The organism is Nannocystis sp. (genome assembly GCF_016714285.1).
Lineage (GTDB): Bacteria > Myxococcota_A > Polyangia > Nannocystales > Nannocystaceae > Nannocystis.
The window spans coordinates 1-24,469 of record NZ_JADJNN010000009.1 but is presented as its reverse complement, the minus strand read 5'-3'; the positions used below and the strand labels follow the sequence as shown (position 1 = coordinate 24,469).

The 24,469-nt window shown below is 70.5% G+C and carries 17 protein-coding genes; 8 read left to right on the top strand and 9 right to left on the bottom strand.

Features of this window, described 5'->3' with window-relative positions; all coding sequences use genetic code 11:
- Nucleotides 1-8: 8 nt before the first annotated feature.
- The gene (locus IPJ59_RS16810) at nt 9-1,940 is read left to right on the top strand and encodes a FecR domain-containing protein (RefSeq protein ID WP_293272480.1); all 1,932 of its coding nucleotides are present in this window, start codon (nt 9-11) and stop codon (nt 1,938-1,940) included.
- 56 nt (nt 1,941-1,996) lie between these two features.
- Here the strand turns inward: IPJ59_RS16810 and IPJ59_RS16805 are convergent, their stop codons facing one another.
- On the bottom strand, nt 1,997-3,202 hold the full coding sequence (locus IPJ59_RS16805) for a sensor histidine kinase (protein ID WP_293263515.1): 1,206 nt from the start codon (nt 3,200-3,202) through the stop codon (nt 1,997-1,999).
- 326 nt (nt 3,203-3,528) lie between these two features.
- The gene (locus IPJ59_RS16800) at nt 3,529-4,944 is read right to left on the bottom strand and encodes a DsbA family protein (RefSeq protein WP_293272479.1); all 1,416 of its coding nucleotides are present in this window, start codon (nt 4,942-4,944) and stop codon (nt 3,529-3,531) included.
- Between the two features lie 185 nt (nt 4,945-5,129).
- Between IPJ59_RS16800 and IPJ59_RS16795 the strand changes: the two genes are divergently transcribed.
- Entirely contained in the window at nt 5,130-6,110 is a 981-nt protein-coding gene (locus IPJ59_RS16795; protein WP_293272478.1) for an ABC transporter ATP-binding protein, read from the top strand.
- 113 nt (nt 6,111-6,223) lie between these two features.
- On the opposite strand, the gene IPJ59_RS16790 is transcribed toward IPJ59_RS16795, so the two are convergent.
- Nucleotides 6,224-6,661 (bottom strand): YqaA family protein, encoded by a 438-nt coding sequence (locus IPJ59_RS16790; protein WP_293272477.1) that lies wholly within the window; start codon nt 6,659-6,661, stop codon nt 6,224-6,226.
- A 67-nt stretch (nt 6,662-6,728) separates the two neighbouring features.
- Between IPJ59_RS16790 and IPJ59_RS16785 the strand changes: the two genes are divergently transcribed.
- Both IPJ59_RS16785 and IPJ59_RS16780 read left to right on the top strand, forming a co-directional pair.
- The gene (locus tag IPJ59_RS16785; protein WP_293263507.1) at nt 6,729-7,640 is read left to right on the top strand and encodes a DMT family transporter; all 912 of its coding nucleotides are present in this window, start codon (nt 6,729-6,731) and stop codon (nt 7,638-7,640) included.
- A gap of 112 nt (nt 7,641-7,752) precedes the next feature.
- The gene (locus IPJ59_RS16780; RefSeq protein WP_293263505.1) at nt 7,753-8,301 is read left to right on the top strand and encodes a DUF924 family protein; all 549 of its coding nucleotides are present in this window, start codon (nt 7,753-7,755) and stop codon (nt 8,299-8,301) included.
- Nucleotides 8,302-8,393: 92 nt separating this feature from the next.
- Here the strand turns inward: IPJ59_RS16780 and IPJ59_RS16775 are convergent, their stop codons facing one another.
- Both IPJ59_RS16775 and IPJ59_RS16770 read right to left on the bottom strand, forming a co-directional pair.
- Nucleotides 8,394-10,925, bottom strand: coding sequence for an ABC transporter permease (locus IPJ59_RS16775; RefSeq protein ID WP_293272476.1), 2,532 nt, complete (start codon nt 10,923-10,925; stop codon nt 8,394-8,396).
- Nucleotides 10,922-11,596: an ABC transporter ATP-binding protein gene (locus tag IPJ59_RS16770; protein ID WP_293272475.1), complete on the bottom strand. Its 675-nt coding sequence runs from the start codon at nt 11,594-11,596 to the stop codon at nt 10,922-10,924. The genes IPJ59_RS16775 and IPJ59_RS16770 overlap by 4 nt, the downstream gene beginning before the upstream one ends.
- Before the next feature lie 51 nt (nt 11,597-11,647).
- Here IPJ59_RS16770 and IPJ59_RS16765 point away from each other — a divergent pair, with 51 nt between their 5' ends.
- Nucleotides 11,648-12,316, top strand: coding sequence for an arylesterase (locus tag IPJ59_RS16765; RefSeq protein WP_293272474.1), 669 nt, complete (start codon nt 11,648-11,650; stop codon nt 12,314-12,316).
- Between the two features lie 14 nt (nt 12,317-12,330).
- Here IPJ59_RS16765 and radC read toward each other — a convergent pair whose 3' ends face one another.
- On the bottom strand, nt 12,331-13,113 hold the full coding sequence (gene radC, locus IPJ59_RS16760) for a RadC family protein (RefSeq protein WP_293272473.1): 783 nt from the start codon (nt 13,111-13,113) through the stop codon (nt 12,331-12,333).
- A gap of 130 nt (nt 13,114-13,243) precedes the next feature.
- A complete protein-coding gene (locus IPJ59_RS16755; protein WP_293272472.1) occupies nt 13,244-16,408 on the bottom strand; it encodes a PAS domain S-box protein in 3,165 nt (1,054 codons plus the stop codon).
- Nucleotides 16,409-16,487: 79 nt separating this feature from the next.
- On the opposite strand from IPJ59_RS16755, the gene IPJ59_RS16750 reads away from it, so the two are divergent.
- From IPJ59_RS16750 to IPJ59_RS16740, 3 genes are read left to right on the top strand one after another with little or no spacing between them, the layout of a single operon-like run.
- On the top strand, nt 16,488-17,180 hold the full coding sequence (locus tag IPJ59_RS16750; RefSeq protein WP_293272471.1) for a thioredoxin family protein: 693 nt from the start codon (nt 16,488-16,490) through the stop codon (nt 17,178-17,180).
- The gene (locus IPJ59_RS16745; protein WP_293272470.1) at nt 17,158-19,038 is read left to right on the top strand and encodes a SpoIVB peptidase S55 domain-containing protein; all 1,881 of its coding nucleotides are present in this window, start codon (nt 17,158-17,160) and stop codon (nt 19,036-19,038) included. The genes IPJ59_RS16750 and IPJ59_RS16745 overlap by 23 nt, the downstream gene beginning before the upstream one ends.
- A 2-nt stretch (nt 19,039-19,040) precedes the next feature.
- Nucleotides 19,041-21,503: a hypothetical protein gene (locus tag IPJ59_RS16740; RefSeq protein WP_293272469.1), complete on the top strand. Its 2,463-nt coding sequence runs from the start codon at nt 19,041-19,043 to the stop codon at nt 21,501-21,503.
- Between the two features lie 440 nt (nt 21,504-21,943).
- Here the strand turns inward: IPJ59_RS16740 and IPJ59_RS16735 are convergent, their stop codons facing one another.
- Both IPJ59_RS16735 and IPJ59_RS16730 read right to left on the bottom strand, forming a co-directional pair.
- Nucleotides 21,944-22,564 (bottom strand): hypothetical protein, encoded by a 621-nt coding sequence (locus tag IPJ59_RS16735; RefSeq protein WP_293272468.1) that lies wholly within the window; start codon nt 22,562-22,564, stop codon nt 21,944-21,946.
- 1,410 nt (nt 22,565-23,974) lie between these two features.
- Nucleotides 23,975-24,340: a hypothetical protein gene (locus IPJ59_RS16730; protein ID WP_293272467.1), complete on the bottom strand. Its 366-nt coding sequence runs from the start codon at nt 24,338-24,340 to the stop codon at nt 23,975-23,977.
- Between the last annotated feature and the right edge of the window lie 129 nt (nt 24,341-24,469).

Genomic DNA, 24,469 nt, shown 5'->3' with positions numbered 1-24,469 from the left:
AGGGGACGATGACCGCCCACACCCGCGCCCTCGCGCTGCTCCTCACCCTCGGCCTCGCCACCCCGGCCCGCGCCGCCCCACCGCTCGTCGACTACGTGGTCCAGGACGGCGACACCTGCCAGACCATCGCCCGCAAGCTCTACGGCAGCAGCAAGCACCTCGGCCTCCTGCACGCCAACAACAAGCTCGGCCGCCTGCCCCACCGCCTCACCCCCGGCATGGTGCTCAAGGTCCCGCAGTCCGTCGACGCCAGCACCCCGACCGACACGACGACCACCGCCAACCCCACCACGACGACCACCACCAACCCACCAACCACCTCCACGCCGAACCCCGACGCGATCCTCAGCTCCCTGCGCAACGAGGTCGACGCCTTCACCCCCGAGCAGCACCCGGGTCGCCGCGACGAGCCCCTGAGCCGCGGCCACCGCGTCAACACCCTCGCCGCCTCCTCGGCCGAGATCACCTTCGCCGACGAGAGCCGGCTCCAACTCGGTGAGCAGAGCCTGATCGTGATCCTCGGCAACACCCGCACCCAGGCCCGCAGCCGCGGCAAGCCCGAGGACACCACCCTCGTCACCGGCTCGCTGCGCGCCCACCTCGGCGCCCTCGCCGGCAAGCCGCGCCCGCTCACCCTCCAGACCCCCTCCGCCCAGGTCGCGCTCGAGCCCGGCGAGGCCCAGCTCGCCGTCGACGCCGAACAGTCGACCCGCCTCGCCGTCCACCGCGGCAGCGCCAGCCTGCGCGCCCAGAGCAAGACCGTCCGCGTGCCCGAACAGCACGGCAGCAAGGCCGCCCGCGGCAAACCACCGACCCAGCCTCGCCCGCTCCCCGCCGCCCCGACCTGGACCACCCCGCCGCCGCTGTTCGTGCTGCAGCAGGACCCCGCGCCGGTGATCGCCGTCTACGCCGCCGGCCTCGGCCTGCCCGGCGCGCCGACCCCCGCGAGCTGGCACGTGCAAGTCGCGACCGACGACCGCTTCAACGACCTCGTCGTCGACACCCGCGCCCCTGCCGAGGTCACCCGCCTCGAGCTGCGCGTCCCGCCCGGTCGCTACCACACCCGCGTCAGCGCGATCGACAGCGACCAGTTCGAGGGCCGCCCCAGCGAGCCCGCGCCGGTCCACATCGCCAGCGTCCAGACCGTCCCCGCCAGCCCCGGCAAGCCCGCCGCGCTCGTGATCTCCCCGGGCAGCTTCTGCGCCCTCGACGACGGCCCGCTGCTCGCCATCCAGGCCCCGCTGCAGCTGCGACCCGGAAGCCCACACACCCTACGCTGCGCCGCCGATGCCACCGGCGCCGGCGCGACCGCCCTCGAGATCCCCCGCGGCGCCGCCGGCACGCCGCAGGCCATCACCACCACGGACCCCCTGCAACGCCTCGACGACGACGCCGTGGCGATCGTCCGCATCACCCTGCGCGACGCCGCCGACGCCCCGCTCCCCGAGCTCGCAATTCAGGTCAGCGCCGACCCGGGCGTGCAGCTCGGCCCGCTCACCCCGGGCGACGAGCCCGGCAGCTTCAGCGTGCGCGCCCGCTGGCCAGCGAGCCCCTGGCCGCTCGCCCTACAATTCACCAGCGACGGCGAACCGCTCGCCCGCGTCGAGCTGCCCGTCGTCCGCCCCCAGCCGCCCCCGGTCACGAAGGCCCCTCGCATCAGCCCGCTCGCCGGCACCGGCATCGGCCTGCTCGCGGCCACCGTACCGCTCACCGCGATCGGCATCGGCCTCACCCTCAGCGACCTGCGCCCCTACCAAGACGACCCGCTGCGCCGCCTCGACCTCCGCCCCGCCGGCATCACCGCCCTCGCCCTCGCCCCGGTGCTGCTTGTCTCCGGCGCGACCCTGCTGGTCCTCGACCGTCGCGAGCAACGCCGCCTCCGCCTCACCCCGCAGGCCACAGCGACCAGCGCCGGCCTGCTACTCCACGGCCGCTTCTGAGGACGCACCAGCTCATCGCCATGTCCGCGGCATCCGAATCGAGGCGGCGCCGTGGCTCAGCCCTCGTCGCTCTCGGGCCCGCGCGGCGGCTTGCTCAGCACCCGCGGCAGCTTCACGCGGAAGCTCGAGCCGATGCCAGGCTCGCTCGTCACCGTGATCTCGCCGTCCATCAGCTTGCAGAAGCGATACACGATCGCCAGGCCGAGCCCGGTCCCGCCGTACTTGCGGGTGGTCGACATATCGGCCTGGTAGAAGTCCTGGAACAGCTTGTCGATCTGGTCGGCGCGGAAGCCGATGCCGGTGTCGCTGACCGTGCAGATGACCCACTCCCGACCGTCCTCGTGCAGCGGCTGGGCGTCGAGCTTGATCACGCCGTCCCGCGTGAACTTGGCGGCGTTGCTGAGCAGGTTGAACAGGATCTGCTTGACCTTGGTCTCGTCGCCGACCATGCGGTCGAGCCCCTCGGCGACCCCGTGCGACAGCATGTTGCGGTTCTTGGCGACCATCGGCGTCAGCATCGTCGCCACCCGGTTGATCAGCCCGATCAGCGAGAACTCGAGGATCTCCAGCTCCATGCGCCCGGTCTCGACCTTCGACAGGTCGAGGATCGTGCTGATGAGCTCGAGCAGGTGCGTACCCGACATCCGGATCTTGCCGAGGTCGGCGACCATGTGCCGCGCCCCGAGCTGCTCGGCGTCCTCGACCAGCATCTCGGCGAAGCCGATGATCGCGTTCAGCGGCGTGCGCAGCTCGTGCGACATGTTGGCGAGGAAGGTGCTCTTGGCCCGGCTCGCCCCCAGCGCCGCGTCGCGGGCCGCCGTCAGCTCCTCGTTGAGCCGCAGCAGCTTCTCCTCGCTGATCTTGCGGCCCGTGATGTCGCTGACCAGCAGCACGTGCCCGGCCTCCGCCCGCGTGAACTCGTGGAAGTGACCGGTGAAGGTGACCTCGAAGACCTGGCGCTCGCCGTCGTGGCTCAGGTCGGCGTCGCTGCGGCCCAGGCGCTGGGCCTCGCCGCAGCGCGGACACGGGCTCGGCTCCGGCAGCTGCAGGTGCCGCGCGGCGTCCTGCCACCACGCCTCCACCGACGGCCACGCCCGGGTCATCTCGCGCAGCGTCGGGCTGACCTGCGCCAGCTTGCCGTCGGCCTGCAGCACCGCCGTGCCGATGCCGACCGCGCTGGTGGCGTGCTCGATGAGCGCCGACTTCTCGTGCACCGAGGCCACGATCTGCGCTTCGAGCTGGGTGGTGCGGGCGGGCTCCAAGGCGGTGGCGAGGTGGCCGGTGACGGCCTGAAGAATGTCCCCCGTCGTCGCCGATGCCGGCGCCGCGGACGATCCGAGTGTCCAGGTACACGATGCCGATCTGCGCGGCCTTGAGCAAGAGCGGCGCCGCGTCCCCAAGAGTCCCCAGGGCTCCCGCGGATATACCGATCGGGCCAACCCTGAGCATACGCGCAGGCCCAAGCCGCAACGGACCCCAAAACGCCAGTCCAGCTCATCTTCCGTTATCTTTCCGAGGTCCGGGGCCGCGACGAGTTCGCCGCCATCGACATCACCGCAACCGAGATCGGCCGACGATCCGCCGACGCTCAGCGCGACTGGTCCGGCTGCTTCGGCGTCAGCAGCCGCTCGTACAACCCGGCCGCCGGCGACCCCTCGCGCAGCAGCGCCTCGGCCCGCTCGAGCTCCTCCTGGATCGCCAGGCGAAACTCGAGCTCCGGGACCGCCCCGTCCAGCGCCCGCCCGTTCACGAAGTAGGCCGGCGTCCCCCGCACCCCCAGCGTCGCCCCGAGCTCCTGGTCGGCGATGATCTTCGCGTCGTACTCGGCGCTGTACAGACGCTCCTTGAACTTCTTCGCGTTCAGCCCGAGCTCGCGGGCGATCGCCACCAGCGTCGCCTCATCGAAGTCGGCCCGCGTCTGGTAGAGGCGGTCGTGGAACTCCCAGAACTTGCCCTCCGCCTCGGCCGCCAGGGCCGCTCGCGCCGCCAGGAAGGCGTGCCCGTGGAACGACAGCGGGAAGTGCTTAAACACCACCCGCAGCTTGTCGCCGTAGCGCCGCCGCATCTTCTCGAGGGTGTCGTTGCCGCGGGCGCAGAACTGACACTCGAAGTCGCCGAACTCCACGATCGTCACCGGCGCCCCGGCGAGGCCCCGCTGCGGCGAGCTGCCCACCGGCACCGGATAGATCACGTCGGGCTTCAGGCCCTTGCGCGGCTTGGAGTACTGCACCTCGCGATAGCCCTTCGCGATCGCGTGCGCGTAGAGCTTGTCCGGCGCCACCCCGCTGGCCTGCCAGCCCGCCGCCAGCTCGAGCTCCTTGTCGATCACCTCGCGCATCACCTCGATCGGCTTCGAACCACTCAGGTAGCGCCCGTTGATGAAGTACGCCGGCGTCCCCGTGACCCCCAGGCGCCGCGCCTGTCGCAGGTCGCGCTGCACCGCCGAGCCCCACTTCAGCGCCTCGAGGTCCGCGTGCACGCGGGCCGTGTCGAGCCCAGCCTCGCGGGCGTAGCTGTCGAGCTGCTGCATGTCGAGCCCGCGCTGACCAAACAGCAGGTCGTGGAACTCCCAGAACTTGCCCTGGTCCTGGGCCGAGCGCGCGGCCAGGGCCGCGAACATCGCCTGGCTGTGGAAGTCGAGCGGGAAGGCCTTGTAGGCCACGCGCACCTTGCCCGCGTACTCGCGCTCGACCTGCTGGATCGTTCGGTGGCCGCGCTCGCAGTACGGACACTCGAAGTCCGAGAACGCCACGATCGTCACCGGCGCCGTCGCCGGGCCACGCACCGGCGCGTCGCCCAGCTCGACATAAAACCGTTCGAACGGCACCCCGCCCGGCTCCTGCGAGCCGTCGCTCATGTCAAAGGCCGGCAGCCGCTGCGCGTCTTCCGACGCCACCGGGCTCGCCTCGGGCTGCTCCGGCGCCGCCGCGGGCTTGCGACAACCGACCGACAACAGCAGCAAGCAGGCGCTCGCAACGAAACGGACACGGACGAGGCGCGACATGGGCCGCGAGATTGTACGCCACGAGAAAACCCCTCGCCCCCAAGGCCCAGGGTGCGTATGCCCATGCCGACCCGCCGCCGGGACTTCGGTCGACGTTTTTTCGGTACCATCGCCCACCCGCAGGAACGTCCCCCGGGAACTTTCAACTCCGGCCAGGCGTCCAGCGACGCGGAGGCAGCGAGCGCATGCAGCAGGTCCAGTGCGACAATGTCCACCACTCCTACGACGGCGTGCGCGACGCGGTGCAGGGCTTCAACCTCACGATCAAGCGCGGCGAGGTGCTCGCGCTGATCGGCCCCAACGGCGCCGGCAAGAGCACCAGCTTGCGGATCCTCGCCACCCTGCAGTGCCCCGACAAGGGCCGCGTCCTGTGGGACGGCCGCGACGCCTGGCCCGCCCGCTACGAGATCCGCCAGCGGATCGGCTTCCTCGGCGACGGCAACGCCCTCTACCCCGGCATGACCGCCGCCGGTTACCTGCAGTTCTTCGCCGAGTGCTACGGCCAGTCCGACAGCGCCGCCAAGGCCCGCGTCACCGAACTCCTGCAGATCTTCGACCTCAGCTCCAAGTCCGAGGCCCGCGTCTCCGAGATGAGCAAGGGCATGCGCCAGCGCCTCTCGATCGCCCGCACCCTGGTCCACCGCCCCGAGCTGCTGCTGCTCGACGAACCCGCCGACGGCCTCGACCCGCTGGCCCGCCGTCAGCTGCGAGAGATCCTCCGCCAGGTCGCCGGCGAGGGCGTCGGCATCGTCATCAGCAGCCACATCCTGCGCGAGCTCGACGGCTTCTGCGACGCCGTCGCCGTCATCCAGAAGGGCAAGCTCGAGGTCGCCGGCCCCGTCGAGGAGGTCATCAACCGCTACGAGGTCGGCCGCCGCGTCCACGAGGTCCAGGTCACCCGCGGCCTGCAGAAGGCGCTCGAGATCCTGCGCCGCCACGAGGGCCTCATCGAGCAGGTGCTGCCGCTCCACAAGGGCGAGGAGATCGTCGACCCCGCCACCGCCGACCGCGGCCTGGTCCGCGTCCGCATCCACGGCAACGAGGACCGGGCCGCCCTGCTGCTCAAGGAGCTCGTCCTCGCCGACGTCGAGGTCATCTCCCTATCGAAGATCCGCTCCGACCTCGAGGACGTGTACAGCAGCCTCGGCCGCGACAAGGTCAGCTGAGCCGCCTGCCGCTCACAGCAGCGCTCTCACCCCCGGGTGTCGACATCCTGACCCGCCCGCCGCTCACAGCAGCGCTCTCACCCCCGGTGTCGACATCCTGACCCGCCCGCCGCTCACAGCAGCGCCACCCCCTGCGCGAGCACCCAGTAGCGCGCCAGCTTCCCGAGCAACATCCACAGCGCCGACTGCCACCACGACAGGCGCATGAAGCCCGCGAGCACGCACAACAAATCGCCGCCGACCGGCGCCCACGCCAGCAACAGCGCCGGCGCGCCGAATCTCCGCAGCCACCGCGCCGCCCGCGAGCCCTCCACCGCCGGCGCCATGCGAGCCGCCCCGCGCCCGATCGCGTAGCTCGTCATCCCCCCGAGCGTGTTGCCGATCGTCGCCACCGCCACGATCGCCGCGAGCCGCCCCGGATCGAGCCGCACCAGCGCGACCAGCAGCGGCTCCGACCCGATCGGCAGCACCGTCGCCGCCAGGAAGGCGACCACGAACATCGCCCACAGCGACCCCTCGCCCGCCCCGAGCAGCTCCTGCAGCGCCTCCACGCCGCGCCAGTCTACGCCGGAACCACCCGCCGACGCGCAAGCCTGAGGCCTCGGTTACAGTGCCGCCGTGCCCAGCGCCCACCTCGGAGAGCTCGCCGCTCTCGGCACCGCGACCTGCTGGGCCGTCTCCTCCATCGCCTTCGCCCGCGCCGGTCGACGCATCGGCTCGCTCGCGCTGAACCTGCTCCGCCTCGGCTTCGCCCTCGCCTTCTCCGTCGTCCTCGGCCTGGTCGCCCGCGGCCTCCCGCTGCCCACCGACGCCAGCCGCGAGCAGTGGGCCTGGCTCGCGGTCTCCGGCCTGGTCGGCTTCGTGCTCGGCGACCTGTGCCTGTTTCGCGCCTTCGTCCTGCTCGGCCCGCGCATCGCCCTCCTGATCATGGCCACCGCCCCGCCCTTCGCCGCCCTGCTCGGCTGGCTCGCGCTCGGCGAGGCCCTGAACCTCACGGCCGCCCTCGGCATGGCCCTCACCGTCGCCGGCATCGTCTGGGTGCTCGCCACCCGCCCGGCCGCTACCAGTCCCGAGGGACAGGTCCCGAGGGACAGGTCCTTTCGCACAGGTGTGTGGCTCGCCCTCGGCGGCGCCCTCGGCCAGGCCGGCGGCCTGGTGCTCAGCAAGCGCGGCATGGCCGGCTACGACCCCTTCGCCGCCACCCAGGTGCGCATCCTCGCTGGCATCGCCGGCTTCGCCCTGATCTACACCGCGATCGGCTTCTGGCCGCGCTTCCGGGCCGCGCTGCGCGACCGCGTCGCGCTCCGCCTCGCGGCGGGCGGCGCCTGCCTCGGCCCCTTCCTCGGCGTCTCGCTCTCGCTGCTCGCCGTCCAGCACACCGAGACCGGCGTCGCCGCCAGCATCATGGCCACCACCCCCCTGCTCGTGATCCCCCTGGCCGCCTACATCGACCACGAGCGGCTCCGCTGGCACGACCTCGCCGGCTCCGTCCTGGCGATCGTCGGCGTCGCCCTGCTGTTCCTCCGCTAAACCCCCTGAACCCCGCTGGCATGGAAGCTCGCCCGCCTGCCCCGCAGCGGCGAGGCCCGCCTCGCACTCGCGTCGCTTGCCTTCCCCCGCGACCTGTCGCCATCCTCGGGCCATGCCCGCCCGCACCGCCGCCGAGGTCCTCGAGTTCTGGTTCGCCGCCGCCACCCAGCCCAACTGGTTCGCCCGCAGCGAGGCCTTCGACGCCCGCGTGCGCGACGCTCTCGGACCGCTGCACGCCCAGGCCGCCCGCGGCGAGCTCGACGCCTGGGCCAGCGACCCCCGCGGCGCCCTCGCCCTGGTGCTGCTGCTCGACCAGGCCCCACGCAACCTCCACCGCGGCAGCGCCGACGCCTTCGCCAGCGACCCGCGAGCCCTCAAGCACGCGCGAGCGGTCGTCGACGCCGGCCACGACACCCAGCTCAGCGAGCTCGAGCGCCTGTTCCTCTACCTCCCCTTCGAGCACAGCGAGTCGCTCGCCGACCAGGACCGCTGCATCGAGCTCACGCGCGCCCTGCCGAGCCCGCAGTGGCTCGACTACGCCGAAAAGCACCGGGCGATCATCGCCCGCTTCGGCCGCTTCCCCCACCGCAACGCGATCCTCGGCCGCGAGAGCACGGCCGAGGAGCTCGAGTTCCTCAAGCAGCCCGGCTCCTCGTTCTAGTACCTCGACACACGGGATCTGAACGATCGACAGCGCGGACGACGTCCCCCCCCGGCCGGGTGCTGCGCCCGGCGACGCGACCACCCAGCCGCTTACTCCCCGCGCAGCACCGCCAGGGGCTTCTCCGCGATCACCCCGAGCAGCGCCCCGACCCCCACGAGCACCGTCAACCCCGCCGTCACGACCGGCAGCCCGAGCATCACCCCGATCGGCGCGTGCCAGGGGATCCCCAGCACCAGCGTGAGCACGGCCCACGCCAGCCCCGCGCCGACCACCGTCCCCACCGTCCCCGCGACCAGCCCGAGCCCCGCGTACTCGATCGCCAGCGACCGGAGCAGCACCCCGCGCGTCGCCCCCAGCGCCTTGAAGATCGCCGCCTCGCGGACCCGACGAAACCGCGTCGCCGCGATCGACCCCGCCAGGATCACCAGCCCCGCCAGCACGCTCGCCCCGGCCATGAAGCGGATCACCCCGGCGATCCGGTCGACCAGCGCCTGGACCCGCTCGATCACCTCCGCCGCGTCGATCGCCGTCACGTTCGGCATCGCCGCGATCACGGCCGCCTGCAGCGCCCTGCGCCCCTCGGGCCCCGGCCGCGAGCGGGCCGTCGCCGCCCACGAGGTCGGCGCCCCGGCCAGCGCCCGCGCCGTCAGGATGAACATGAAGTTGGTCTGCAGCTGCCCCCAGTCGACCGCGCGCACGCTCTCCACCGTCGTCGCCACGCGCACCCCCTGGATGTCGAACACCAGCTCCTCGCCGACCTCCAGCTCGAGCCGCCGCGCCAGGCTCTCCTCCACCGACACCCACGACTCACGCCCCGCCGCCTCCGGACTCCACCACGTCCCCGCGACCACCTCGTTGCCCGGCGGCAGCGCGTCCTGCCACGTGATCGCGAACTCGCGGGTCACACTGCGCGCCTGGCTCTCGCTGGCGAACTGCATCTCCGCCACCTCGCGTCCGCCCACCCGGGCCAGGCGCGCCTGCACGATCGGCACCAGGCGATGCCCCTCCAGAGCCCCCTGCGCGGCCAGCAGCGCGCGAAACGGCTCGACCTGATCCGGCAAGATCCCGACGAAGAAGAAGTTGGGCGCGTCGGCCGGTGCATCATCGGCGACCCGCGCCAGCAGCCCCGACTGCACCAGCTGGATCTGGGCGATCACCGCCACCCCGAGCCCGAGCGACACCATCACCGCCGCCGCCTGCGAGCCCGGCCGCGTCAAGTTCCCGAGCCCCTGGCGCACGCTCAGCGAGCGCGCCCGCGGCAGCCGGCGCAGCAGCGCCAGCCCGGCCGCGCTCGCCACCCCGAGCACCAGCAGCGCCGCCGCCACCCCGCCGACGAAGATCGCCCCGAGCCACCACGACCCCGCCAGCCAGGCCGCGAGCCCGACCAGTCCCCCACCCAGCACGATCAACGCCAGCACCCGCGCCCGGCGGTCCGCGACTGGCGGGATCGCGGCCAGCTCGCGGCGGAGGATCTGCGCCGGCGCCACCCCGCGGATCGCCAGCAGCGGCAGCAGGCAGAACAGCAGCGCCGTCACCACCCCGACCGCCAGCCCCTCGAGCGCCGCCGCCGGCACGAACTCGCCGACGACCTCCACCGGCAGCAGCTCACCGACCACCCGCGGCAGCACCTGCTGGATCAGCGCCCCGAGCCCGAGCCCGAGCCCGCTGCCGAGCAGCGCCAGCCCGAGGCACTGGACCACGAACACCGCCGTCACCTCGCCCGTGCTCGCCCCGAGCACCTTCAAGATCGCCACCGTGTCCTGCTTTTGTTGCAAGAACACGCGAATGCTCTGGGCCACCCCGAGCCCCCCGAGCACCAGCGTCACCAGCGTCGCCAGGCGCAGGAAGTCCCGCATGCGCGCCAGAAACAGCCGCAACGTCGGCTGAGCCGCCTCGAAGCTGCGCACCTGGACCCGCTCGTCCGCCAGCGCCGCGTCGAGCTCGCTCGTCACCGCCGCGACGTCCAGCTGCGGCGGCAGGGCCAGCAGCAGCTTGTGCCGCACCCTGCTGCCCACCGTGATCAGCCCCGCCGACTCGACATCGCCGAGCGCCATCAACACCCGCGGCCCGAGGCTGAAGGCCGCCGCCACCCGATCCGGCTCGCGACGCAGCAGCCCGGCCACGCGAAAGCTGCGGCTCCCGAGCTTGACCCGCTCGCCGACCGCGACATGCAGCTGCAACAGCAGCGCCTCCTCGACCACGATCCCCCCGTCGGCCAGCAGCTCCGCCAGCGGCCTGGCCGGCTCGAGCACCAGCTCGCCGTAGAACGGATAGTCCCCGCGCAGCGCCTTGAGCTCGACCAGCTGCGTGCGGCTCCCGTCCGTGCGCGCCGCCATCGACGGCATCTCCGCCAGCTCCGCCGCCCGCGCCCCCTCGTCGTCCCACGCCGCCGCCGCCGCCCGCGTCTCGGCGTCGAAGGGCTGGCTCGACGTGAGCTCGAGGTCGGCCGCCATCAGGGTGCGAGCCTCGCGGCGGATCGCCCCCTCGAGGTTGGCCGAGAACGACGCGATCCCCACCAGCGCGCCGACCCCCACCGCGATCGACAGCAAGAAGAACAGCAGCCGCTGCCAGCCCGTGCGGACCTCGCGGACCGCCATCTTCAGCAAAAATCCCGGCCTCACCCGGCCCGCCGATCCGAGTCGATGCGCCCGTCCTTCAGCGTGACCACCCGGTCCGCCCGCGCCGCCAGCCCCGCGTCGTGGGTCACCAGCACCATCGTCGTCCCGGTGCGCGCGCGCAGGTCGGCCAGCAGCGCCAGCACGCGCTCCCCGGTCGCCGAGTCGAGGTTCCCGGTCGGCTCGTCCGCCAGCAAGATCGGCGGCTCGGCGACGAAGGCCCGGGCCAGCGCCACCCGCTGCTGCTCGCCGCCCGACAGCTGACCCGGCAGGTGGTGCCCGCGCTCCGCCAGCCCGACCGTCGCCAGCAACGCCCGCGCCCGCGGACGCGCGTCGCGATCCCCGCGCAGCTCGAGCGGCACCGCCACGTTCTCCTCCGCCGTCAGCGTCGGGATCAGGTGAAACGACTGGAACACGAAGCCCAGCGTGCGCCCGCGCAGCCGCGCCAGCGCGTCCTCCCCGAGCCCGACCAGCTCCTGCCCCGCCAGCTTCACGCTGCCGCTGGTCGGCGTATCGAGCCCCGCGATCAGCCCCAGCAGCGTCGACTTGCCCGAGCCCGAGGGCCCCATGATCGCCACGAACTCCCCCGCCGGCACAAGCAGGTCGATGCCGTGGAGGATCTGCAGCGGGTGGCCACCGGAGTACAGCGTCTTGGTCAGGCCGACGATCTCGATCATCGTTGTCGCCACAAGGTACCCTGCATGCGCCCGCGCCACACCTCCCCTGCGATGCCCACGCGAACCCGTGTCCTGCTCTCCTCGCTCGCGCTGCTCCTCGCCTGCGGCGCCGCCCCGCGCCCCGAAAACAGGCCCGCCAGCGCCGCGACGAAGTCCGCCCCCGTCGCCGACGCCCCGGTGATCCTCGCCCTCGGCGACAGCCTCACCGCCGGCCTCGGCCTGGCCCAGTCGCAGGCCTGGCCCGCGCTCCTGCAAGCGCGCCTCGACGCCGCCGGCCGCAAGTACCGCGTCGTCAACGCCGGCGTCAGCGGCGACACCACCGCCGCCGGCCTCGCGCGGCTCGACTGGCAGCTGTCCCAAAAGCCAGCCGTCGTCATCCTCGAGCTCGGCGCCAACGACGGCCTGCGCGGCCTCCCCGTCGCCGACGCGCGCGACAACCTCGCCCGGATCATCTCGCGCTGTCAGGCCGCCAAGGTCAAGGTCCTGCTCGCCGGCATGCAGGTCCCGCCCAACATGGGCCCCGAGTACAGCGCCGCCTTCCGCGACATCTTCCCCGCCCTCGCCGCCGAGTACGACGTCCCGCTGATCCCCTTCCTGCTCGCGGGTGTCGCTGGCGACCCGCAGCGGAACCAGGCCGACGGCATCCACCCCACCGCCGAGGGCCACGTCGTCGTCGCCGCGACCGTCTGGGAGCACCTGCAACCACTGCTCACGCCCTGAGCCCCGCGCCGCCGTCACGGCTCCGCCCCGTCCCGCGGCAGCAGCCCGAGCCCCGCCAGCGAGCACATCCCCTCGTCCGTCACGATCAGGTGATCGAGCACGGGGATCCCGAGCAGCTCCCCGAGCTGGGCCAGCCGCTGCGTCAGCTGCAGGTCCGCCGCGCTCGGCCGCAGCTCCCCGCCGGGGTGGTTGTGCACGAGCAGCACCGAATGCGACGCCGCCCGCACCAGCGGGCGAAACACCTCGCGCGGCTGCACCTCCACCCCCGCCGTCGACCCCAGCGCCACCTCGCGGACCAGCCGCACCCGCTGCCGCGCGTCCAGCCCCAGCACCAGGAACACCTCCTGCGTGCGCCCCCGCAGGTTCGCCCGCAGGTAGCGGCGCACGTCCTCCGGCCCGCGGATCGGCGACTCGAACGGCATCTCCAGCTGACCGATCCGCCGCGCAAGCTCGACCGCCGCGCAGATCGCCGTCGCCGACGCCGCCCCGACCCCCGCGACCTCGAGCAGCTCCGCCGGCACACAGCGCATCAGCCCGCCGACGCCGCCGATCTGCTGCAACAGCGCCAGCGCCCGCTGCTCCGCGTGCCCGCCACCGAGCAGCAGCGCCACCAGCTCCACGTTGCTCAGCGCCGTCGGCCCGAACGCCAGCATGCGCTCGCGCGGCCGCTCGATCGCCGGTCGCCCCCCACCCGCCGACTCCTCGAGGCCATCCTCCAGCGCCGGCACGAAGCCGATCGGCGGCCCGGTCCGCTCCCGCCTCACATACTCGACCGGATACGAAACATGCTCGTGCATGCAGCCCGCACTTCAAGCCGCGTGCCAGCCCACCCCCCCGACATCCCTCGCCACCACGCCCACCACCGTCCCGCCCGCTGGCCACCCGTCCCGCCCGCTGGCCGCGACAGAACCGACTCATCCTCGAGGTCTACGCACCAGAGATGGACGCCGTTGGCGACAACGCAGCGCTGCGCGCCACCAGCTCCGCCTCGAGCCGCCCGAGCTCGAGGCACAGCGCCTCGACCCGCGCCGGCAGCTCTGGCCCCCGCTCCGGCGCCCGCTGCTCGACCTCCCGCGCCAGCGCCAGCGCCTGCCCCGCGTTGAAGATCCCCACCGTGCCCGCGATGCGATGCGCCGTCCGCCGCAGCCCCTCGCCCGCCTTCAGCGTCGCCCGCAGCTCGACGAGCAGCGCCGGCAGCTCCTCGCGGAACATCCCTACCAGCTTCGCTAACAGCGGCGGCGAGCCGCCGACCCGCTGCAACACGCCCGGCCAGTCGTCGATCGCCGGCCGCACGCCGCCCACGCTGACCACCGGCCCCGACGACGCCGCCGGCCGCTCGGGCGTCTTGCCCTCCTCACACAGCTGCAACAGCTCCGCGACCTGCAGCGGCTTGGTGAGGAACCCGTCCATCCCGTGCGCCATGCAGCGCTTGCGATCTTCCTCGGTGGCGCGGGCCGTCAGCGCGACCACGCGGGTGTGACGTGCGTGCGCGTGCGGGCTGCGGCGGATCGCCGTCGTCGCCTGCCAACCGTCCATCACCGGCATCTGCACGTCCATCAGCACGAGGTCGTAGTGCCCGCGCTCGACCGCCTCGACCGCCGCCTGCCCGTCCGCCACCACGGTGACCGTGTGGCCCATGCGCTTCAGGATCTCCACCGCCACGCGTTGATTGATCGGGTTGTCCTCGGCCAGCAAGATCTCGAGGCGGCGACTGTTGGCCGCCCGCGCGGCCAACGGCGGCGGCGCGGCGCGACGCACCGGCGCGTCCGCCGAGACCTCGGCGAACACCGCGTCGAAGGTGAAGGTGCTGCCGACCCCGACCTCGCTCGCCACCCCGATCTCCCCGCCCATCAGCCCGACCAGGCGACTGGCGATCGTCAGGCCGAGCCCGGTCCCGCCGAAGCGGCGCGTCGTCGACGGATCGGCCTGCTCGAAGGGCACGAAGATCGCCCCCAGCCGGTCCGGCGGGATGCCGATGCCCGTGTCCTCGATCTCGAACACCACCCGCAGCCGCGTGCCCGGGGCCGCCCGCACCCGCACCGCGACGTGACCCTGCTCGGTGAACTTGATCGCGTTGCCGACCAGGTTCACCAGCACCTGACGCAGCCGGTCCGGGTCGCCGACCACATAGGCCGGCACCTCCGGCTCGATCTCACAGCGCAGCGACAGCCCGCGCTCCTGGGCCCGCACCGCCAGCGAGCGCAGCGTCAGCTCGACCTCCTCGCGCAGCGCGAAGCGGGTCGGGTCGAGCACGAACTTGCCGGCCTCGATCTTCGCCAGGTCGAGCAGGTCGTTGATGATCGCCAGCAGCGAGCGCGCCGAGTCGTGGACCAGGCGCAGGCGGTCGCGCTGCGGCTGCGCCAGCTCGTCATCCAGGGCCAGCTCGACCATCCCGAGGATCCCGTTCATCGGCGTGCGGATCTCGTGGCTCACGTTGGCGAGGAACTCGCTCTTGGCCCGGTTGGCCCGCTCCGCCGCCTCCTTCGCCCGCAGCAGCTCCGCCTCCTGCTGCTTGCGCGTCCGGATGTCGCTGGCCGTCCCGATCATCCGCCGCGGCTTGCCCTTCGCGCTGCGCTCGACCACCTTGCCGCGCGCCAGGATCCAGGCCCAGCCGCCGGCCGCGTCGCGGACCCGGTACTCGCGCTCGTACACCGGCGTGCGCCCCGACAGGTGGTCCTCGACCGCCGCGTGCATCCCCGCGAGGTCGTCCGGGTGGACCCGCGACTCCATCAGCTCCTGCGACAGCATCGGCTGGTTCGGGTCGAGCCCGAGCCGCGTCAGCCAGCGCGGGCTCACGTACATCATCCGGCCCACCAGGTCCCAGTCCCACAGCGCGTCCTGGGCCGCCTCGAGCGCCATGTTGAGGCGCGCCTCGCTCAGCCGCAGCCGCTCCTCGTCGCGCTTGCGCTGCGAGATGTCACGCGAGGTCACCACCACCCCGTCCCCGAGCGCCACCGCCTGCATGCGCAACCACTCGACCCCGGGGACCTGGCCGTACCGCATCTGGTACTCCTCCTCGTGCGGCTGCCCGGAGGTCATCACCTGCTCGTACCTGGCGAGGAAGGGCAGCAGCGCCGTCTCCCCGTACAGCTCGGTGAGACGCATCCCGACCAGCACCGCCGCCGCCCGCCCCATCAGCAGCTCGGCGCGTGGGTTCACGTCCGTGATCATCATGTCGACCAGCACCCCGGCGTCGTCGCGGATCGCCACCAGCATCACGATCGCGTCCATGCTCCCGTGCAGCGCCCCCTGCACCCGGTAGGCGCTCTCACGCAGCGCGACCGCGGCGGCCTTGCTGTCGGTGACATCGCGGCCGATCGCCACGTAGCCCGTGATCTCCCCGTCCTGCGCGCGCATCGGCGACGCCACCAGGTTGATCGTGATCCGCCCGCCCTGCTCGCGATAAAGCGTCCACTCCTGCTCGTCGTGGTCGTACAGGCGAGCCCGCAGCGCGAGCACGTCGAAGCCGTCGATCGGCCGCCCGAACTCGGCCGACAGCCGCTCGCGCCGGGCCGCGAACTCCGGCACCTCGCGCACCAGCTGGGTCGCCAGGCGGCCGATCACCGCGCTCGCCGCGGCCCCCAGCATCGCCTCGGCCCCGCGGTTGAACAGCGTGATCTCCCCCTCCGGATCGGTCGCGATGATCGCCACCTGATGCGACGCGTCGAGCACCGCCTGCAGCTGACCGTTGACCCGCGCCAGCTCCTGCTGGGCCCAGCGCTGCGGCGTGATGTCGATGCACGAGCCCACGTAGCCCGCGAACTCACCACCCGGCCCGCGGCGCGGCGCCCCGCTGTCGACCATCCAGCGGTACTCCCCGTCGTGCCGCCGCAGCCGGTACTCCGTCTCGAAGCTGCGACGCGCGAAGAAGGCCGCGAGGTAGTTGCCGACGCAGCGCTGGCGGTCGTCGGGGTGCACGCCCTCGAGCCAACCAGTGCCGAGCTCCTGCACGAGCGTGCGTCCGGTGAACTGCAACCAGCTCGCGTTGAAGAAGGTCGCCTTCCCATCGGCCCCCGCGACCCACATGAGCACGGGGGCGGTGTCGGCCATCGCCCGGAAGCGGTCCTCGCCATCTCGTTGCAGCTGGTCCATGGCGGGCGCCCCATTATCCAGGCCTGGCGAGGACATTTCCAGGCGGATCTCCCATCCTCGCGTGCTATGGTCCCGCCTCGTGAACCACGTCAACCGCACGTCGGCGGCGCTCGCGTCTTCATTCGCATCAGCATTGACATTCGCGTCCGCATTGACGTGCACGGCGATCACCCTCGCCGCCTGCGGCGACACCGGCAAGCCCCGCAACACCGACACCGTTGCCAACAACAAGCCCGGCAATCAGGCCGGCAATCAGGCCGGCAATCAGGCCGGCAATCAGGCCGGCAATCAGGCCGGCAAACAGGCCGGCAAACAGGCCGGCAATCAGGCCGGCAGCACCGCACCCGCGAGCCGCCGCCAGCCCAGCGCCCCCGACCACGGCTACGGCGACCAGATCGCCTGGCGCAACCTCGACGAGGGCCTCCAGGAGGCCGCCGCCCTCGGCCGCCCGCTGATGCTCGTCGTCCACGCCAGCTGGTGCCCCCGCTGCCGCGAGCTCAAGCAGCGCTTTTTCGACCCGGCCCTCGCCGAGGCCAGCGAGCGCATGATCATGGTCAATCTCGATCAAGACCAGTCCCCCGAGGCGCTGCGCCACGGCCCCGACGGCCAGTACATCCCGCGCATCCTGTTCTTCGACCCGAGCGGCCACCTCGACCCCGAGCTGCAGAACCCGGGTCGCAGCGCATACAAGTACTTCTACACCCCGCAAGACGACCTGGTCGGTATGATGCAGCGAGCCCTCGATCGTCATGAACAGGCCGCCAAGCTCTAGCCCCGCTGCGAAGCCCGGCGCCCTCGCCCTGGCGACCTGGCTCGCCCTCGCCCTGGCGACCTGGTTCGGTGAACCGGTCCACGCCGCCCCGATCGAGACCATGTCCGTCGACGACGTGCGCCCCGGCATGAAGGGCTACGCCGTCACCGTCTTCTTCGGCAGCGACAGCGACCGCTTCGAGATCGAGGTCATCGACGTCGTCCGCGACTACCAGCCCAAGCAAGACGCCATCCTGTTTCGCTCGAGCGACCCGCGGCTGATCCACTCCGGCATCGTCGGCGGCATGTCCGGCAGCCCGATCTACATCGACGGCAAGCTGGTCGGCGCCCTCGCCTACGGCTATCGCTTCAACAAGGACCCGATCGGCGGCATCACCCCGATCGCCAACATGCTCGCCGTCGGCGACCTGCCCTTCCGCCCCGAGGTCCTCCCCGAGGCCCGAACCGGCGTCCGCACAGGCTCCGCCAAAGCCCGAGCCGGCACCGCCGGCTGGGCCGACGCCATGCTCGGCCTCGACGTCTCCCCGCTCCCCGCCCGCCGTCGCCCCGCCGAGCAGGACCCCAGCCAGGGCCTCGCGCCCCTCGGCGCCCCGATGGCCGTGTCCGGCCTCGGCTCGCTCGCCACCCGCATGCTCGCCGACCAGCTCGGCCTCATCCCCGCCCGCGGCGGCGCCAACGGCTCCAACCTGCCCGCCCCGGCCACCAAGGTGTGGAAGGGCGGCGACTCCGTGTCCGTCGTGCTCATCCGGGGCGACAACGCCGTCTCGCCCAACGGCACGATCACCTGGGTCGGCGGCAAGCAGGGCGAGAAGCTCCTCGGCTTCGGCCACGAGATGTTCGGCGCCGGCCCGAGCAACCTCCCGATCGCCGACGCCCGCGTCCACGTCATCATCCCCAGCGTCGAGCGCTCGGTGAAGCTGTCGAGCGCCCTCGCCGTGCGTGGCACGCTGATCCAGGACCGCCAGGCCGGCATCTCCCTGCGCACCGACCTCAGCGCCCCGCTGATCCCCGTCACCACCGAGCTGCGCGGCCCCGAGGCCGCGATGACCCCCCGCATCTACCGCAGCGAGGTCGCCCTCGGCGTCGACCTCACCCCCAGCCTGGCCACCAGCCTGCTCGCCGACGCCCTCGCCGAGGGCGGCAGCGACGGCACCGAGCTGGTCGCGCGGGTCGAGCACGAGATCGCCGTCACCACCAGCAAGGGCCCGCGCACCCTCCGGATCTCCGACGAGCAGTTCTTCCCCCAGGGCGTCGACCCGCGGGCGATCGCCCGCACCCGCGGCCCGATCGTCCTGTCCGCCCTCCTCGACAACGACTTCGAGGTCGCCCAGATCCGCAGCATCACCCAGCGCGCCAGCATCGAGTACGGCGCCCCCGTGGAGACCATCGAGTCCGTGCGCCTGGCCCAGGGTGAGGTCCACGCCGGCGACCTGGTCCAGCTCGAGCTGCGCCTCCGCGACTACCGCGGCAAGACCCGCACGGAGCTGCTCGCCCTCCGCATCCCCGACGACGCCGCCGGCCAGGACATCCAGATCGAGCTCACCTCCGGCCAGGACGCCCGCCCACCGCGCCCGATCCCCGACACCCTCGACGACCTCCTCGACACCCTCGAGGCCGTCTACCCCGCGCGCAGCCTGGTCGCCACGATCTACCGCGAGGACGAGGGCCTCTCGACCCGCCACGGCCTCCTCAGCGAGCTCCCCGGCAGCGTCCTGGAGACGCTCTCCGCCGGCGGCGCCACCGTCGGCCCGGTCCGCTTCAAGCAGATGGCCCGCCGCGTCCTCCCCACCAAGACCCTCATCGACGGCGAACACGCGATCAAGCTGGCCGTGAAGCCCCCCCGCGGATTTACCGACTGACCATGACCCGCGCACGCACCACCTGTCCCTCCGGCCATGCCCCTCACGACCTGTCCCAAGGGACATGGACGCGTCGCACCCTGGCCCTCGCGCTCGCGCTCGCGACCACCCTCGTCACCGCCGCCGCGCCGGCCACCACCCAGGCCGGCGGCACCCGCAGCTTCCGCGTCGCCGACTTCGACGAGTTCGACCACGGCGAGGCCGACGGCGCCGCGATCGAGGCCTCCGGCAAGGTCACCCCCGGCCTCACCCCCGCCCGCGCCGACCTCCCCGGCGCCAGCGCCTTCACCTGCCTCGCCGACGCGAAGGACGGCAAGCTCGCCTTCATCGGCACCGCCGACGCCGCCACCGTCCAGCGCGTCCGCCTCGACGCCAAACCCGGCAAGGACGACCCAAAACAGAAGAAGGGCGCCCTCCCGGCGCCGAAGGTCGAGAAGCTGGCCGAGCTCAAGGGCGCCGTCGTCTCGGCCCTCGCCCAGCTCCCCAACGGCGACCTGCTCGCCGCCACCGTCCCCGGCGGCGTCATCCACCGCATCGACGCCGCCGGCAAGGTCACCCCCTTCGCCGAGCTCAAGGTCGAGCAGATCTGGGCCATCGTCCCGCATCAGGGTCGCCTCCTCATCGGCACCGGACCCAAGGGCGAGCTCCTCTCCCTCGACCTCACCGGCAAGGACACCAAGGTCCTCCTCGACAGCGACGAGAAGGACATCCTCGCCGTCCTCCCCGTCGGCAAGGACATCGTCGTCGGCACCTCCCCCGGCGCCAAGCTCCTCCAGGTCGGCGACCCCGTCGAAGGCGTCCTGCTGCAAGACTTCTCCGGCGACGAGGTCCGCGCCCTCGCCCTCACCGACACCGGCCTCGTCGCCGCCGTCAACGACTTCTCCGACCGCGGCATCAGCTCCCTGCAAGCCCTCACCAAGACCCTCGGCCGCACCAGCCTGGTCGGCCAGCCCACCGAAGGCAGCCTCGACGCCAGCAGCGGCACCCCCCAGAGCAGCGCCGACCTCATGTTCGTCCCGCTCCACCGCGACGGCGCCCCCGGCAAAACCCTCGAGCTCGCCCGCGCCGGCGAGCTCGCCTGGGACACCTGGCTGCACCGCGACAAGCAGTACTTCACCGCCGTCGTCCCCGGCCCCGGCAAGGGCGAGGTCCTGGTCGGCTCGTCGCAGCAGGGCAAGATCTACCGCGTCCGCGGCCGCCGCGACGTCGCCGTCATCGCCGACCTCGAGGAGCGCCAGGCCACCGCCCTGTGCAACCTCAAGGGCGGCGGCGTCCTGGCCACCGCAGGCGACGGCGCCGCGGTCTACCGCCTCGCAGCCCCTGGCCAGGCCCCCGCCGCCCGCGCCCGCTACCGCAGCAAGGTCTTCGACGCCAAACAACCCGCCGTCTACGGCGCCGTCTACCTCCGCGGCACCGGCCCGCTCAGCCTCCGCGCCCGCAGCGGCCCCGGCGACGAGCCCGACCGCCGCTGGAGCGAGTGGAAGACCGTCACCCTCGCCCGCCAGGGCGACGCCTTCAAGGGCACCCTCGCCGTCCCGAGCCGCCGCCACGTCCAGCTCGAGGTCGGCATCGACGCGGCCGCCAGCGAGCTGCGCGACATCTCGCTGTTCTACGCCCCCGAGAACCTCGCCCCCCTGGTCCAGAGCGTCGCCGTCGCCGGCCCGGAGATCGACGAGGACGAGGAGGGCGAGCCCGACCCCAAGCTCACGATCAAATGGAAGGCCGAGGCCCGCGACGACGACGACCTCATTTATGAGGTCCGCATCCGCCCCGAGGGCAGCGACGGCAGCCAGTGGATCAAGCTCGGCGGCGAGGCCCCCGTGACCAAGAAGGAGCTCAAGTGGGACCTCGGCAGCGTCCCCGACGGCGTCTACGAGGCCCAGATCGTCGCCAGCGACGAACCCAGCAACGGCTCCGCCCGCGCCCGCACCGACGAAGTCGTCAGCGCCCCCTTCGTGGTCGACCACAAACGCCCCACCATCGACGAGGTCAAGGTCCAGGGCAGCAAGATCGCCGCCCGTGCCCGCGACGAGGGCAGCCGTATCATCGCTGTGCACTACAGCATCGACGGCGGCAGCTTCCACACCGCGAGCCCCGCCGACGGGCTGTTCGATGGGGATAGTGAAGCGTTCGAGATCCAGCTGCCCGCGGACCTGAAGCCGGGGAAACACCGCGTCGTGCTCCGGGCGCGGGACGTGTTTGGGAATCTGGGCACGTTCGCGGTGATCGCACCGAACAAGCGCGGGCGGTTGTCCCTCGTGCCGGCGCGCGCGGGCCCGACAGCGCCTGCCGGCGGGGCCCCCCCCCCCGCGGGGGGGGGGGCCCCTCCCCCCCGCCGCCGGCGCCTCCGGCCCCTGCCCCCCCCCGCCGCCCCGGGGGGCGTCCTGGGTTTTCTGTTCACTCCTGGTGCTTGGAGAGAGAGATGCTCTCAAGATGCTACTCGGTTGTCTCCTGAACGAACTTGATGTGCCGATAGATGAAGAGCGGAGATTTCGCACCGGCTCCCAGGAACGCGTTGACTTTCGCCTTGGAGGAACGAACCCCATCGCCCTGGAGATTGCTATTCGTGCGAGGGGAAGACAGAAACGATCTTTCGGCGCGCACCAACAAGAGTGAACTCGATGCACCAGCGCAGATCCCCCAATCGCGCGTCAAGATGCGATACCTCGCACTTCTCGATACCACGATCTCCCCACGGAAGCCTGAGAAAATCTGGAAGAGCTACGATGCGCTCGCACCTGATGATATTGGCTCAGGCATACCCCCCGATACGGATTCTGTATGTCTGTAGAACTTGCTCCGATTCCAGCGGTTGGCCGTAACGAGACGATGCGGAGATCCCATCTCATGTCCTGGCGCACGCTCGGGGAGCGTCCGACCAGTGCAGTCCTACGGCGAACGACGATCAATCGATCTGCGAACGGAGTTCGGCGAGTCTGTCTCGAAGGCTTGCGCTGAAGCGACTATCTGCGACAATATCTAACAGCATTGAGGTGTTATTATTCTTGATCCGAGTCTTCTTAAAAGCCGCGAGAACAAACGACTCCATTAGGGATTTGCGAGTGTCGTTGATGAAATTCTGAATCCCTGGACAGAGGCTCAAAACCGGCACCACCACCTGCGTGAGGAGAAAACCCTCGAAATCACCTGCACGTGGTACCTCGCCCAACAGGGTGTGCAGTCTAACTCCAACGTACGTAAGACAGACGAGCGACCTCATTTGAACTCGCCACACTGTGCCTCCTGACTCCTCCGCAAACGGGCGACAAACCGCAACGATCGATCTCGTCAGATCTTGATGGCTGGGAAGAAGACCAAAAGGCTTTGTCTCAGTCCTAATACGCAGCCAAGATTGCAACGTTATCTCGATTTGGTCAACGTCATCTCTGAACAAGTGTTCTGATTTATGCATTTCACCACTCGCGTCGAGAATGTGCGACGATTGCCTTGTCGAGTCCTCGGCCCACAACTGCGAAGCGACCGACAGCGAATAAAGCCGCCAGTACGGGAAGGCATGGAGATCCATGAGTCCGATCCAGCTTTAGGAGTTCGTGATATTCCTGGTCACTCAAGCCGGCAGTCACCCATCGAGCAGCGAGAGACTCAATGCTTAGATCATCGGCAACACCGCTCAAAGAGTCGTGAAGGGTCTCATTTATACGAGTGAAGAAGCGCGCTCGCTTTGAGCGCGGGGGCAATCGCAAGCCCATTCAGCAAAGCGGAAAGCCTCTCGAAGCTCAGCGCTGGGCGAATGCGATATGCTCCGATTGAATGGCAGAGCAGATACACTCCGGAGGCGAACCACTGATCTCGCTATAAGAGTCTCGATGAGTTCGGGGCCAAGAGGGTATTCGCAGAGAGCCTCCACCCCGATAGAAAGTCCTGGGCAGCCGTCACGGAGAGTCTTGTCGTTGCGAGCCAATCCGAAACTCCTTTCGATCCAACGCAGTCGCAATTGTGTGCGACCCAACGAAATCCCCAACTATGCACACGGATGCTTCGGGTCCCGATGATGTTCGACATCCTGAGAATCGTCTCCATGTCAACGGCCGAACTATGGATAGCTTCAAGCACTGTGGCCGCGGTAGGGCTTATGCCCATCACGCATTGAGTGCTGCTTGCGCTTTGGCTGACAGAAACGCTCAATAGGTCGGAGGTAGCGGGCCAACGAGTTGGGCGATCCACTTAGTAGGGCGAGGAACTCTCGTGTCGTTTCACGCCCTGTACTGTTAGCAACCATCTCGCCAAGGCCGAGGAATATCCCGACTAAGGCCAATATGTCGCTGGGGAGGGCGCTCGAGCCAAGACGATTCAAGCATCCCGACGAGACGAGGACCATTGACGTCGATCTGTGTTGATCTCCCCTGGGAAGCAGCAGGCCGCATTCGTTGGCTGCAGACAGGAGTTCGTCTAACGACCCCAGTCCGGGTAGCAGCCAGTGTAGCGCTCGTTCCATTCTCGCTTCGGGGCGGTCGGGTCCTTCGACCCGCTTCGTGATTTCAATGTCTATATCTGTGTGCGGCCAAACAATCTCTCGCTTGACCTCGGCGTCTCGACTGTGGATGTCGACTCCATTCGCCAAGCTCTCGAGATAGCACCCACGTCCAGCGACACCGCACGCCCGGAGTGGCGTAATGCACAACGGCCAGTTGGCTGCGAGCTTGTTTAGACTGTTGGTTAGTCACATAGACTACATAGCGCGACCATCAGCCTTTTGCAGGCAAATATATCTGTCGTGAAATGCCTGCTCGTCTCCACGTGCGAGGCTAATTATTTGGAGCCTTCGCGGGAGGATCTTGTGATACTTCTTTTGACGGCATCACGCAGAAAAGAGGATGTCTCGCCATCTGAACGTCTTGACGTGGTGACGTTACGATTGTGAGAGAGGTGGCGGTCAGATTTGCCACGCGTGATATCACCCTGGATAGTGCGGAAATCAAAACGGGTCAGCTACGATTATGCGCTTATTGTCGGGCTCTTCGATCAAGGAGATAACATGCAGGGTTGCACCGACTTGGCCCTCTTGCCCGCGCGGAAAGAATCGATCCTGGTTGTGCTCGATCCGAGCGTGCGACACTAGCGCGCCTAGCGCATCGGCCCTGGGATACCACGGATCAGCTCGAAAATCGGCGACCTCATGACGGGACCTGAGGCCGAACGCGACGGTTTCCAACCTGTTTTGCAGGCTGGTATTGTTGGCGAGTTGCCCCGAGGAGAACTTGTCAGATATCCGAGCCTGCTGGGAGATGAGCATCGCGTCAAAGCCGACGCCACGCATTCGATGCATCTGGTCGTGATACACGACGGCTCGCCCATTGCCAGAATAGACGGTTACGCTCCATTCGGAGAAGGTCTCAGGGCTTTGTACTATTCGAGATCTTGATGTGCCGGGAGGCATTTCACGACATTCGAAAGCGTAATATCATGGACG